9 protein-coding genes are annotated in these 14,779 nt (G+C 39.4%); 1 reads left to right on the forward strand and 8 read right to left on the reverse strand.

The window, feature by feature from the left end:
* Positions 1-54 precede the first annotated feature (54 nt).
* On the forward strand, positions 55-1,296 hold the full coding sequence (locus tag ACLCDV_RS15805) for a YaiO family outer membrane beta-barrel protein (protein WP_411971610.1): 1,242 nt from the start codon (positions 55-57) through the stop codon (positions 1,294-1,296).
* Here the strand turns inward: ACLCDV_RS15805 and ACLCDV_RS15810 are convergent.
* The 8 genes from ACLCDV_RS15810 to ACLCDV_RS15845 form a co-directional block, all read right to left on the reverse strand.
* Positions 1,293-4,715: a sulfatase-like hydrolase/transferase gene (locus ACLCDV_RS15810; protein ID WP_411971611.1), complete on the reverse strand. Its 3,423-nt coding sequence runs from the start codon at positions 4,713-4,715 to the stop codon at positions 1,293-1,295. The genes ACLCDV_RS15805 and ACLCDV_RS15810 overlap by 4 nt on opposite strands.
* A complete protein-coding gene (locus ACLCDV_RS15815; RefSeq protein WP_411971612.1) occupies positions 4,709-5,776 on the reverse strand; it encodes a hypothetical protein in 1,068 nt (355 codons plus the stop codon). Before ACLCDV_RS15815 ends, ACLCDV_RS15810 begins: the two co-directional genes overlap by 7 nt.
* A gap of 9 nt (positions 5,777-5,785) precedes the next feature.
* Positions 5,786-6,142, reverse strand: a complete 357-nt coding sequence (locus ACLCDV_RS15820; RefSeq protein WP_343566475.1) for a response regulator transcription factor — start codon at positions 6,140-6,142, stop codon at positions 5,786-5,788.
* A gap of 4 nt (positions 6,143-6,146) precedes the next feature.
* Positions 6,147-10,067 carry a response regulator gene (locus tag ACLCDV_RS15825; protein ID WP_411971613.1) on the reverse strand — a complete coding sequence of 1,307 codons (3,921 nt, stop codon included), beginning with the start codon at positions 10,065-10,067 and terminating at the stop codon, positions 6,147-6,149.
* 321 nt (positions 10,068-10,388) lie between these two features.
* Entirely contained in the window at positions 10,389-11,543 is a 1,155-nt protein-coding gene (locus tag ACLCDV_RS15830; protein ID WP_411971614.1) for a TIGR03364 family FAD-dependent oxidoreductase, read from the reverse strand.
* Positions 11,544-11,575: 32 nt separating this feature from the next.
* Positions 11,576-12,916 carry a DUF5690 family protein gene (locus ACLCDV_RS15835; protein WP_317665922.1) on the reverse strand — a complete coding sequence of 447 codons (1,341 nt, stop codon included), beginning with the start codon at positions 12,914-12,916 and terminating at the stop codon, positions 11,576-11,578.
* Between the two features lie 184 nt (positions 12,917-13,100).
* Positions 13,101-13,679 (reverse strand): XRE family transcriptional regulator, encoded by a 579-nt coding sequence (locus tag ACLCDV_RS15840; protein ID WP_317665920.1) that lies wholly within the window; start codon positions 13,677-13,679, stop codon positions 13,101-13,103.
* Between the two features lie 164 nt (positions 13,680-13,843).
* Positions 13,844-14,668: a glycoside hydrolase family 16 protein gene (locus ACLCDV_RS15845; RefSeq protein WP_317665918.1), complete on the reverse strand. Its 825-nt coding sequence runs from the start codon at positions 14,666-14,668 to the stop codon at positions 13,844-13,846.
* Positions 14,669-14,779 lie beyond the last annotated feature (111 nt).

Consider the following 14,779-nt stretch of genomic DNA (forward strand, 5'->3'; position numbering starts at 1 on the left):
TCCTAATTTTAGTTTATATATTAGCAAGCTTAAATGTCAAATTTACGATCTGGAATGAAAAAAGTAATTTATCCATTACTCTCCCTCTCTTTATTACCCTTATTTTCTATCGCGCAAGAGACGAAACTCACCGCTGATGATCTCTTTGTAAAAGCACGAAAGGTAGCTTTTGATTCAAAAGATTATCCGCAAGCCATTCAATTATCTAAACAGGCCCTACTTCAAGCACCAGATTACACAGATATTAGCATTTTTCTCGGACGCCTTTATACCTGGTCGGATAAGATTGATTCGGCACGAACCATCTTTACAGAACTGGATAAAAAGAATACAAGTGATGAAGATTTCTTTTTGGCCTACGCCTCATTGGAATACTGGAATGATCAGACCGACAAAGCGATTGCAATTACGGACAAAGGGCTTAGTATACATCCGCAGTCTCAGGATCTACTGCTGTTAAAAGGCAAAATAAGTTATGGCAATGATCATTATGAGGCTGCCGAAAAGGCAATTAATAGTTTATTGGCAATAAATCCTAAAAATACGGAAGCAAGAGCGCTGGCAAAAAATATTGAAGAATATACGGCTAAAAATGCAATCGGTCTAACGTACAATTTTGTCTACTTTGACAAACAGTTTGATCATAATTGGCACATTGTTGGATTAAGTTATAAACGGGCAACACCAATAGGATCCTTTATTTTCAGAACGAACTATGCGAATAAATTTGCAGAAAATGGCGTCCAATTTGAGATGGAGGCTTATCCGCGGCTTTCAAAGATATTCTACCTATATGTCGGTGCTGGATATTCCAATAATGTGGGCATTTTTGCGAAATATAGAACTGGTGTGTCTCTCTATGCCAATCTTCCGAATAGCTTTGAGGGAGAAATCGGATATCGTCAGCTTTATTTTAGTGACAACATCTGGATGTACACGGCTTCAGTCGGAAAATATTACCAAAACTTCTGGTTCAATCTGAGGACTTACCTTACACCGGGCGAAAAGAATATTTCCCAATCCTATACCGGAACAGTCCGCTATTACACGAAGGGAGCAAACGATTACTTCGGATTTAGCGCCGGAACGGGTCTAAGCCCAGAGGAAAACCGAAATAATCTATTGGACAACGCTTCCTATAAATTAAAAACATTCAAAGTAGGTGCCGAGTATAATTTCTCCGTTAAGCAAAGTAACCTATTTTCAATTTCGGGCACCTATTATAACCAAGAATTCAGGCCAAAAGAAAGAGGAAATCAATTGGACATCATCCTTGGTTATATTCGAAAATTCTAGTTCTTCTTTGTTCGACTAAAGTAATTTGTATAAACACTATCCGGAAGAAGTCGCTTTTGCGTATAAAAAAGTTTGTTCTTGCGCTTAAATAATTCAAAGCGCTTGGACAATTCTTCTTTCGCATTATTCGCGGCAGCATCTTCATTGAGCACACCATCCAGTTTATACAGTTGGCCATCGGAAAGATGGTAACTGCCTTTCACAAAATCAATCAATTGATTTTTACTCTGCATCATGGCTATACCATCACCCTGTGCCGAAGCGCCCTTATCGAGCCCCTGACCGATCCATGTAACCTGGGTAGGCGTTTTAAGCCCAAAATTCTCGCGATAGTAGGCCAATATAGAAGGCGCGACATCAAAATGGCTAACAAAATTATGAAAAGTCTTTGGCCCTTTTAAAAGTGGTGAATAAATCAACAAGGGAACATGATAACGATCGATTTTGCTTTGTAAGGGTATCTCAGGCATCGCGTGGTCTCCAGTTATGACAAAAATAGTATTTGCAAAATCTGGTCTCTTTTTATATTCTTTAAAGAACTGCTCCATCGCGTCATCCAAATTCAGTACCGAAACAAGTTGGGTACGGTTTTCCAAAGCCCACTTTTTTTGTTCCGGTGTAAGGTTCAATGTTGCTATACGTTGATCAAACACTTGTTCATAATGAGCCGCATTATTGATCAAAAACGGATTGTGGGTTGATAGCGTCAAAAGCACATGGAAATAAGGGTGTTCCTGTACTTTCTGTACTTCAAGGAGTTTGCCAAAGACAGCCTGATCTTCATATCCCCAGCTCTCCCCTCCCTTTTCGGGCAATTTTTTATAAGGAGGTCCGAATGCCGCTTGGTCTATGAGCATATCTATTTTATTATAATCCATGAACTTTTTCATGAAATCAAAATTAGAATGACCACCATAGAAAAATCCAGTATTGAATCCATTGCTCTTCAGAATATTAAAGAGATTGAAGTTATCTGGCAAGGTGTCTTGTTCCAGGAATCCATGTGTCGCAAAAGGCAACGAACCTGTTATGGTCGGCAAAACGGAAAATGTCCGACCCGAAGAACTCATATTATTATCCCAATACAAAGACTGTTGCTTCAATGTACCTATAAAAGGTGTAAAGTTGCCAATATAACCATTTTCAGCACTATAGGCATGTCCTAAGCCCTCGATAACAAGAATGACCAAATTGGGTACTTTCGCTGTTTTTTGCATGTATGTCCCCAGGAAATCTTTCGTGTCCTCTTTTTTCAAAAAAGGAAATTTAGTATCTAACACTTTTGCATCATCGTCGTCTTTACTGAACATCGCGAGCATCCCTGGGTGCTCATCCACGTAATTGGATAAATTGGAGTCGAAAAAATAACGCCATTTACTCCGGCTTGCATTGGCTACGAATTCATCTTTTTCGGCGCGACCTCCCAAAAGCGAAGCCGAGGAGATGAAAAACGATATGATCCCCAAAGATAACAGTGCAATACTAGCATAGGACCTTTTGAATGTCTGCTTATTGGCAATCCAAAGGGGGACCCAAGCGATTACAATCAATAATAAAAGCAAGGCAATATTGGTAAAACTCAACATACCGCTAGCCTCCAAAATTTGCTTCATCTCTTCCGAACTGTAATAGAACATATCAGCTCCAAGCAAATTTCTCGATTCGCCAAAATACAGAAACAAGATGAATTGCATAACGACAATAAACGAGAACGATATGACCATCAGAAGTCTCGCCCAAAAACTGCTTAGGAATTGAAGCAATAAATACCCTATTCCCAAACAGGTCAAGGCTTGAAAGATGAACAGGATGTTATCCAAAAACAGGTATTTACCGGCATGTGACTCCGAAAGCTGAGCAAATCGACGACCGTACCACCACCATTCTACACCAACGGATAACATATACAGCGCAAAGACCACCAACATAACAGGCCCTAAGCTCTGCAACGACAGATTTAATCGCTGACCGAGGTATTTCCAAACCGACTCGTTCGCATCTTTTTGTTGAAAGCCTTGTCGCGTCATTTCTCCCCAGCCATGCTGCTTCCGAAAGTAATCAACAACCCCCTGTACCCCAGCTTTAACAACAATGGGATGAAAGTATAAAGGTTCTAGTATCGCCGTAGTAATTAGCGTGGAGAGATCTCGTTTCTTAGAATAAACCTGATGGCTAACAAGATCAACCAAGATTGCATAGATCGAATACAAAATTCCGGAAGCAATCACCAATGCAAATAGCGCAAAGAAAAATGGCCAGTTGATGATTCCCAGAATAAAGAAAATTATAAAAACTATATAGCCGGTAAATTCGACAATGGGCCCCAAGAATTCAAAGAAAAACCAATAAGGCATACTGACCATACCAAAACGGCCATATTTCGGATTGAACATGAGTTTCCGATGTTTCCATAAGGTTTCCATGGTACCCCGCATCCAACGATTACGCTGTTTACGTAATACTTCTTTTGACTCGGGTACTTCAGTCCAACACAATGGATCAGGAATGTTGACCACCTCGTAGGCTTGCTTTTGCTCCTCCATATAACGGCGCATACGAACAACAAGCTCCATATCTTCTCCCACCGTATTTCGGTCATACCCTCCACAAGCCAATACGATCTCCCGGTCAAAAGCGCCAAATGCACCGGAAATAAGAATTAAACCCGAAGCCCTTGACCAAGCCATTCGACCTAAAATAAAAGCACGGATGTACTCTAAAGCCTGCGTACGCCCCAACCATGATTTTGGAAGATTAACGTCCACGACAGAACCGTTCACGACATTACAGTTATTTGCCAGGCGTATAACTCCGCCGCAAGCAATAACGCGTTTGTCGGTCTGTTCCAAAAATGGTTTTGCTAATTTTAGAATAGCATCCTGTTCCAAAATACAATCTACATCAATACAGACGATATAATCTCCAGAAGAAATATTAACGCCGACATTGAGGGCATCAGCCTTACCACCATTTTCCTTGTCAACGACAATCAGTTTCTTAAATGCTGGATTTTTGCTCTTATAGATTCCCCTTATATCCTTGGTCTCAATATTTCCCTGAACAAAAAAAGAGGTTGGTTCGAGTTCATAAGAGGCGATCAATTTCAAAATTGAGTCGTCTTTACTACCATCATTAACGATGATAATTTCCAGATTATGATAATATAGCGACAATAAAGAACGTACATTTTCAACGATGGTCATCCCCTCGTTGTAGGCTGGAGCAATCAGACTGAATGTAGGCGCGTTGGGGTTGGTCGCGATAATACTATAATCCGTAAACGTATTATTGTGTTTGTAACGAAACACCGCTCCATAAGCGTATAGCCCTATCCAAGTATAGATAATGAATACTGCTGCCGAATAAAGCAAAAATAACCAAACTATAATTTCGTATACGATATGGGAAAACTCTAACATTTTTTCTCTTGCAATGCGTGTTTAATAATTTGTGTAAGTTCGTCGTATGTATCTTCACGTTGTGAAATTTCGCGGAGATACTGTTCTTCTCCAAGCACAACGAGTACTTCTGCGGCAGAAATTTTAATTGACACCGGGGTCTGATTCCACAGCTGATCTTTCAAAAAATGCTCACTTTCTCTACTTTTGGCAATTTTCATCGCTTTAAGGATTTCAATCTGGACTTCGATGGGTTGCAGATCAAAATTTTGTATAAATTGCTGAATTGTCCCACTGTTCTCAATGGCCTGCAATGTTCGTATGGCTTGTATACGAACCTTCGTAGATAGATGATCCAATAGGTTAAAAACTTCCATATAAAAAGTCATCAATCTAAATTTTCGGATCAAGCGCAATGTAAATATGACAACAGAATCATTTGAACTCTTAAGCCAGGTATCCACATGTAACTCCGAAAGTTCGGGTATTTCATGAATAGAAAACAATAAACGTAATTGTTGCCAGTCGGATAAGGGGCGATCAAAATGATCCAAAAAACCAAGTCCCTCATACCCTTTAAAAGTTACGATTGCGTATTGTGCTTCTTGATATACCGCAGTGCGGGAATCATTAAGCTTGGCTGTTATCTCAGGAATTGCTGATTCGACATTCATCGCAGCAAGCTCCTGAACCCCACCGGCAACCAAATAAGCTTTTCTATGCCGAAGCTTTCGCCAAGCTTCATCCTCCAATTTAAAATCTTGAAACAACCTATTGATCGATTGTTTAGCCCCACCAGAAAATTTTCTATCAGAGTCAACTAATACATCCAAAAAAAGAGCTCGAAAAGAAGGTTCTTTCAAATACTCTGCAAACTGCAGGTCTCGATCGCTATTCTCATCGCCACCAACAATAGTCTCCATAATTTTGTACTCGATGATCTGTCGCCACGATTGCCTATTATGAAGGATTCTATAGCTATAGAAGCTGTATCCCAGTACCGTGATAATCAGCAATAGTACTAAAATCAATACGATAACAATCGCCAAAATAAGCTCATGTAGCTCGATATTGTGATGCATAATTTAGTTTTATTTATTTATTAGGCGTTTTATCCTAAGAACCAGTTCGTTTGGACTAAACGGCTTAACCATAAAATCAGATGCGCCTAGATCAAATGCATCGACCACGACCTCCTCTTGGCCCATGCTCGATAATACGATGACCGGGATTTTCTTTCCAATAGTCTTTATTGCTGAAAGAATTTCAATACCGGAAGCAAAAGGCATCATAATATCCGTTACAACCAAATCCAAATCCAGCTCATTAATTTTCTCGATGGCTTCACGACCATTTCTGGTCAGCACCACTTCGTGTCCTTCTTTTACTAATTTGTGTTCAACAGTACGTAGTATCAATTCGTCGTCTTCCGCTATTAAAATCAACATATCATTATTTATTTAAGATTTTTCCAATTAATTCCAATCCTATATCCATTTCCTGTTCTATTGCCACAAAAGCGATCGCAAGCTCTGTTTCAATCGTTGGACTGGTCTCCAAGTCTTTCGTCATTTGGGCTAGCTTGATCAGTCCGGCTGTCGATGAAGTTCCCCGCAATTTATGAAGGAGCTCTTTGATGCGTACAATATCGTTTGTATCTATTGCCTCCTTTAACTGCTTTCTAGACCCCGTGATTTCCCGGACGACCAAATCCAGAAAAAAGGTTAAAAATGCGGGATCATCACCGGCCTGTTCTTCCAGGCGCTGCATATCCAAATGCTCATCCAAATCCTCCAGATCCGAAGCTTCGGCAGCACTAGGTTTTACCGATAACATCGCCTTTTCCAGGGCCTTGAACAAATCCTGTTGTCGAATAGGTTTAGCAAGAAAGTCCGACATCCCCGCATCGAGACAGCGTTCCTTTTCGCCAGAAATATTACCTGCAGTAACACCGATAATAGGTGTTTCAGCATAAGCTGCCATTTGCCGGATCTGTTTGGTTGCTTCGATCCCATCGACCTCGGGCATCTGAACATCCATCAAAATAAAATCAAATTGTTTTTCTTTGCAAGCTTGAACGGCTTGTGCTCCATCAGAAACTTCGGTTAAATGTGCTCCAGGCATTATGCTTGCCATCATGCGTAAATTAAGGGCCATATTAACGGCATTGTCGTCTGCCAACAGCACCTGAACGTCTTGACCGTACGAATCCGATGATAACGATAAGTTTGCATTCGCCTTTAATTGCACGGCATCCTCCCTATTTTGTTGTATCGCCCTTCTTAAAGTCGAATACAGTTCCTCAGATTTAATCGGCTTAAGTAGACAAAATGACCGCTCCTCCTGTCTAAATGCTGAAATTACCTCATGCTCTTCCGACGAAGTGTGCAACACGATCAAAGGGATACCTTCTTCCTGTTTTTTAAAGAGTTCTTTGATTTTTTCTATCGTTTCGAGTCCCGATAAGATCGGCATATGGTAGTCCATTAAAATAACATCGAAACGTTCCCCTTTCATCAGCAACTGTAAGGCTTCCATGCCGTTTTCTGCGAGGACAGATTCGACGTTCTTATAGGCCAGCATATGCTGCAGGATAATCCGATTATTGGCGTTGTCATCGACAACGAGAACACGATTTAAAGGTAAAGCTGAATCTTCATCCTCCATTTCTTCACATCGAACCTCGATATCAAAATAGAAGGTCGATCCGACACCCGGTTCGCTTTCCAGATTCAATTTACTTCCCATGTATTTCAAGAGGTTGTTAGAGATTGTCAAACCGAGCCCCGTGCCGCCGTATCGTTTACTTACCGAGCTATCTTCTTGCGTAAAGGCATCAAAGATGCGTTGTTGTTTCTCTGGCGGAATTCCTATTCCGGTATCTCTAACCGCGAAACGTAAGGTTAATTTATTCTCATCATTGCGAAGTTTACTGATCTTAAATTCGATTTCGCCTTTTTCCGTAAACTTAACGGCGTTACCTAACAAATTCACCAACACTTGCTTAATACGTGCCTCATCAATCCAAACGAAAGCTGGCAGTCCCTGCTCAATATTCAAAAGCAGTTCGACTTCTTTTCGTTGTGCCTGATAGAGAACAACATTAATAACCTGATTGGCTACATCATATACGTTATACTTATCGACAAATAGTTCGAGTTTACCCGATTCAATTTTTGAAAAGTCTAAAATGTCATTAATAATATTGAGTAAGCTATTTCCAGATTCATTGATATAGCCGAGGTATTGGACCTGTGTATCATTTAATGGTGTTTTTAACAACAAATCGGAGAATCCGATCACACCGTTTAAAGGAGTTCGAATTTCGTGACTCATATTGGCAAGGAATTCGGACTTTGCTCTACTCGCCAGATCGGCCAGTTCCTTTGCCAACTTTAATTCATCATTTATTTTTACCGATTCCGTGATATTTTGTGTAAAAATAATGATCCCGCCTATACTTCCATCCGCAAGATGCCAAGGTCTTACCTCCCAATTGAAATGTTGCGCTTCTGCAAGTCCACCAGCCTGTATGACCTCATCCGTATTCTTATAAGGTATTCCCTCCAGTGCATCAAGGTAGATTTTTTTTCGATTTTCCGGGATATTTGGAAAAAGTTCAAAAAAGTTACTATTTGGCGGCAAACTTACCCCTTCGTGAAAATCTTCCAGCCATTGATTACTGACCGAAATATAGTTAAAGTCTCGGTCAAACATAGCAACCGAAGCAGGAACATAATCCACAAACGCACGTAACATCGATTCTTTACGTTCCAGCTCCAAGAATAGCGATTTACTTTGATCGATATCTTGAATAATTCCAAAAACACGCTTACACACATCGTTTTCAAATTCGGGAATACCCTTTACGCGTACCCAAATTGATTCGCCATTTTGCTTTAATAGACGCAATTCGGTATCGTAAGGTGTTCTTGATGTAATGGCATCTTCAAAAATTCCACGCAAAATAACTTGGCTTTCCGGCTCATAAAATCCGATTGCATGTTCAAAATCAGGTGTAAAATCGGGAGCCACACCATGAATTAGCTTCGTAGAGTCGGACCAATAGACCTTGTTTTCGGCTAAGTTGACCTCCCATCCGCCAACCTGAGCGACAGCATTGGTCTGCTCCAGGATTTGTTTGGTATGCAAAAGATCATTTTCAAGCCGCAGTCGATCCGTCATATTCAAGGCCGTACTGACAACATAAGAACGTCCATTTTCATCCGTTTCCAACATATTGTGGTATAGCCAAGAAATGTCTTCTCCATCTTTTGTTTGGAGAACCATCATTCCGGAATCCTCTTTATTGCTGGCAATGCGCTTGAGATATTCTTCAACCAGACCCACATGGTGAGACGGAACCAATTTCTTGAGATTAAGTCCTTTTACCTCTTCTTTGGCATACCGCAACATCTCTCTTCCTTTTTCATTGACGGATAGAATATTACCGTCCAAATCATGCATACTCATGAGGCCAATCGCATTTTCAAAAAAACTACGAAATCTACGTTCGGAATTCTCCAACTTGAGTTTTTCTTCGCGTTCTTTTGTTACGTTTCTGCCAAAGGCCAGAATATCATGGTTTATCGGATCATATTTGAAATGCCATTCAATTTCGACAACTTGACCATTTTCTGTTTTAGTCCTACTTGTAGATTGAACGCCGTACTTTGTTTCCTCAACTCGACCTAAGTCCGACGCTAACTCCCTTTCAGTGTCTCCCAATAATGTAAAAATAGATTTGCCTAAACTATTCGATCTGGACAATCCCAAGACTTTACTAAATGCAGGGTTAACTTCTTTTACCTTTCGTTTCTCATCCAATACACAAATAATATTGTTCGTCAAGTGAAAAATTTCGGAGAAATAACCAGCCTGTACTTTTCGTTTTTTTCCCAATAATATTTTGGTCACCGCCTTACCTAGCTCCTCCAACGAGTCTTTTTGCTTATCCGAAAGCTTTTTCGGATGGAAATCAATGACACAGATTGTTCCAAGAGCATCGCCATCATCATCCAAAAGAGGAACTCCGGCATAAAAACGGATATTTCCTTCGCGAATCAATGGATTGGAAGACGAGCGTGGATCTTCAAAAGTATCTTCAATAACAAGGACCTCCTTGCTCATTATGGTGTACTGACAGACCGTATTCTTCCTTTCAACGGTATCCAGCTCCATCCCAACACAACTTTGAATACGTTGTGTTTCTTCTTCCATCATGGCAATTAAAGCTGCAGGGCAATCTGTAATCAGACAGGCTGCCTGCGCAAAAACATCCAGCTCAGGGTCTTTCCCGAGTCCCATTAACTCATAGGACTTTAATTTTTCTATCCTTCTTAACTCATTTTCAGGAAAAACATTATTTGCCATTCACTTCTAATATTTAGATCTGGTTTATTGTGACCGTGAAGTTAATAAAAACATTGTTTAACGCCTAAACAATAAGGAAATATTGATCAGATAATGTTTTATAAAGAACAAACAACTGGTCAATTAGTTGATGCAATAAAAAGATTTACCAGAGATCCTTTTTATAATTTAGTTATTTACTAATTGAATTTTATAAAGCTTGACCTTATTAAGAAAGACAACTGTACGTTTTAGGAAGTCTGTACAAACTGATCAAATAAATAGCTTAAAAACGAAATAGCCCCGCTAGATGTGGTAGCGGGGCTATTTAATAGGGTTAAATTAAAAAAGTTTTTCAATACTCTGCTCGGCATAGCCAGCACTTGCGGTCATTCCCTTCCCTCCAATACCGGTTCTAACATGTATTCTTGGGCTAACGTCGATTTCAAGAATATGATCTTTGTGCTGCGAATAATAACCTGCCCAGGAAGATGAAATCCAGCTACGCTCCATTGGCAGGATACGGTTGGCTTCCGCAATCATCAATTCATTGATATAGGAACTTACGGAGAAGCCCAGTTCATCCAGTCTGTTGCCCGCTGCATATTCATGCGAATCACCAATAATAATACTACCATCCGTGGCCTGTTTAAATAGGATATGAATTCCATAATTGCGTAGCTCCTGATAGTGATCAGGCATTGGAATTGTCTGAAACGACGGGCAATATTCTTCAAAACTCTCGTATCGACGAATGGTCAACCCAGTTAAGATATTCCCGGGAAGATGAATATGAGCCAAAGGCTTTGTACGCATCATTTGCAGCTTGCTAATTTCAAGCCCGCTATTATCAAACAAGGAACGATATAAAATTTTAAACTCGTATCCATTGCAGATAAGCAATTTTTTCCCTTCAAAGTTTTCTAGCGTACTGCTCGTGACAACAACAGCATCATTTTTATCCTCGCAGGCCACAATTGTCGTATCGTATTTCAACGTATAGTCCACAAACTTATTTTGCATATAAATATGCAGCTGTCTAATCATTAACTCGGGTTCTACACTGAGTTCCTGCGGAAAAAAGATAGCCTCTTTAACATAATCAGCATTCATTACGGGATATTTCAATAAAACCTCTTCCTTTGACCAAAGTTCATGATCATATCCTTTTCCCTGATAGTGCTTAGACAGCTCGTGAAGCACCTGAACTTCATCACTATCCGAAGCAATATAGATGCTGCCGTTATTTCTAACAGATATATCCATCTCCCGCTGAATGGATTGATATATTTCAAGTCCTCGTACACCATAATCAAACCATTCTCCGGCCATCCCCGATGGCACTACCTGTCCGAAATTACGAACAGTAGATCCCACGGGGAAATTATCTTTTTCGAGTTGGAGCACGCGTAATCCCATTTGTAACGCATGATAGGCATGAAAGGTCCCTAAAATCCCGCCCCCAACAATAATTAAATCATATGTATTTGTTTTCATCTTTATAAATAGAATATCATAAAAAAGTATAGTTAACTAATTTGCACTTCTCCTTTTGTGGTATGCCAAGGGGCCAACAATTCATCATCACTTCCTTTCATCTGTTCTTTTTTTCGAATAAAATAGAGTAGAGAGAAGATACCCAAAATAGCGCCGATAATAGAGGCTAAAAAGACCAATTGAATAAAGTAATTTCCCCAAGTAACAGAATTTGGCATAAATTCTTTGTTTACCAATATCAGAAAACTACCCAAATAACCGATTGAGTCAGCCATATACATAACAAAACCAATATTACTTTTCATACGATATGTTGCGATCATTCGCTCAAAAAATATGGCATTGTAAGGAATGTATGCCATATACAAGCCCAAACCGACAAGCAACATCCAACTTAAACCGTCAATCCATTGTTTCGTAAACAAATAGGTAGAAATACCTGCAGTCAGAAAACCTATAATGATCATATAGTGGATCAACTTAAATGCTTTAAGATTATTTTTAACCATGATTAGACAACTTACCAGCAGCAGTACAATCAAGGAGATAGTCCCATCAACTTTTGCAAAAATGCCCGCCCCTTTCACATGTAACATCTGCCAGATTTCAACCTCAAAATTATCGCGTACATCACGTAAAATAGTAAGCATGGTGTAAACGATAATAGTCAAAACGATACCCGGCATAAAGGTTTTAAAAAAGTGTTTTCGCATTTTACTATCCATCGCAATGCGCTCCGTCCGTAGCTTCTTGTCCTCTTCTGTTGGCCCTGGAGCATTTTCCAATATCCATACACACAAAACAAAGGGTAGAAAAAAAAGTAAACCTGTCAAAAATGGCATCCAAAACTCATCAATATGAAAAGAAGACATCAACCACCGCCCAACCGTTTTTATCAGTCCTGACGCGAAAATCAAGCTCACAGACATCACTGCCCCCATAATCTCTGTAAACCGCCTTCCTTCTAAATAACTAAATACCAAGCCCCAAACCATTCCCAATGGAAAACCATTGATAAAAAGAAAGACAACATTCCAAGGTCTCGGACAAACTGCAAATGCCAAAAGCCCTATCCATGAAATACAAATCAAACCGATTAAATACCGCCCTCTATTTCGCTGTTTACTTTCAGAGATAAATTTAATGCCATAAAACTTGGACAACAAATACCCCAGCATTTGAATGACCACCATACAGACTTTATAATCGACACCAAAAATAGTATCATCTGCAAAAGCAGATGCCGTAAATGACTTTCTAAATGAATACATACTCGTGTAACATAAAAATGCTGTTACAGCCAAAACAATAGCCACAGATTTCTCATCCAGTCTATTTATGCGTCTTTTTATTCGTTGGTTTAACTCCATCATTTAAACTTGTTAACAGACCTCATTGTCCGCAATCAAAAGTAAATTTTGGAAATTAACACAAGACTAAACTTTTGTTAAGTATTTATAAACAAATATAAGCATCCCTTTGCGATACGAAAAGTATAAAATAAAAAAAGCATCACTGAATGATTCAATGATGCTCTGACAATTAACATGTTGTCCTCTATTTCTTATTTTCAAAAAAGTATACAATTAGCATGACGGCCTTTTCACTTCCAACATTACGCGGTGTATGTGACAATCGCCCATTAAAAAAGATCGAATCGCCCTCTTCTAAGCTAATTATTTGATCATTGAAGATGTACTCAACCTGTCCGCTAATGATATATTTATATTCATAAGCTTCGGTCTCAACCATTGGTCGCTGTGCATCTGGAAGCAACTCCAAAAGAACAATGTCCATGGTCGAACTATCCATCGCAGATGTAAAAATCCTTTTATAATGGAAACCAATCGCCGACTCTTTTTCAAACGGACTATAAGTATCTTTTTTCCGAACGACCACTGGGCCTGAATCCAATTCAGAATTAAAATCTTTAAAAAACTCATTAAGATCAATATTCAGTGCATTGATGATATTAATCAATACGAGTAAGGAGGGTATTGTTCTGTTATTTTCAATCTGCGAAATAAGTCCCTTGCTTACCCCCGCTCTATCAGCAACTTCCTGTATGGTAATTCCTTTTTCTTTTCGAATTTCCTTAATCTTATTGCTAATCTTGAATATCGTATTATCTTCCATAATTTGGCCAAAAGTAAACATTTTTCCTATGTCGTGTATATTAAGTTTTTATCACTTAATCATAGGTCATCTATAAATGGTAATTTTTCATTGTTATCAGAAAACTGCAGTTCAATAGTCGGCGATCATTTTCATCTTTTACCCTTCCGAGAATTGGTGGAGCACTATTGGTAAACTTTAACCCAGTCGACACGCATCTCAACGGGCAGCTGGTCTTGATTTACCTCACCAACCCAGCTCCCGCCCAACTGTTGATCAATCAATAGATAAAAGGGTTGATCATAAGGCCACTGAGTGGGGTCTACTCCATTAACCCTTGGATAAGTAAAGGTATCAACTCCATTCACCTGAAATACAATACGATCGGGATACCAGCTTATACCATATGTATTGTACTCCTCTGATTTGATCGAAGCGGTACCAAAATGTTTAGGATTCTCCTTTTGCCCCAGATCTAAGGTATAGTATGAATGTGTTGTCTGGTAAATGATATGATCAAAATTAAGATGTTCCATAATATCGATTTCGCCGTTTCTCGGATACTTCCCATACTTATCTAACTCCGCCAGCATCCACATGGCAGGCCATGCCCCTTTTGCACTTCCAAGTTTAGCTCGGATTTCTATGCGTCCGTACTGAAAAGCAAACTTTCCCTTACTCCATATCCCACCTGTCAAAAATGGTCTTGAATCTCTATTTTTGTCTGTATTTTTAATTCCTTTAAGAATCAACTCTCCATTTTCCCATCCAAAACAGGCGTCATCTGTACTCATGTGTCGATTCCAGTCGGCTCCGCCTGCTGGAATCCGGGACCATTTACTACTGTCTAGCTTAGGGGAATTAAAGTGCTCTTCCCATACCAGCTTCCATTCCTTAATCTCTCGATCTTTCTTTTGCACATATACATAAGGATGATCTTTGGGACTATAATGAACACTACATGCAGAAAACAACAGATAAAAACAACTTAGGCCTAAGACTCTTTTCATGATTAAAATTAATGGTTTGCTCAGAAAAATGATTTAGGTCTAAATGTATATATAATTTACCATACCTGACAGCTTCCCGAACAATTAAGAGGGACTAAAACGCAACGGAAA

This window comes from Sphingobacterium sp. Lzh-3 (genome assembly GCF_046764375.1).
In the GTDB taxonomy this organism is placed as follows: Bacteria; Bacteroidota; Bacteroidia; order Sphingobacteriales; family Sphingobacteriaceae; genus Sphingobacterium.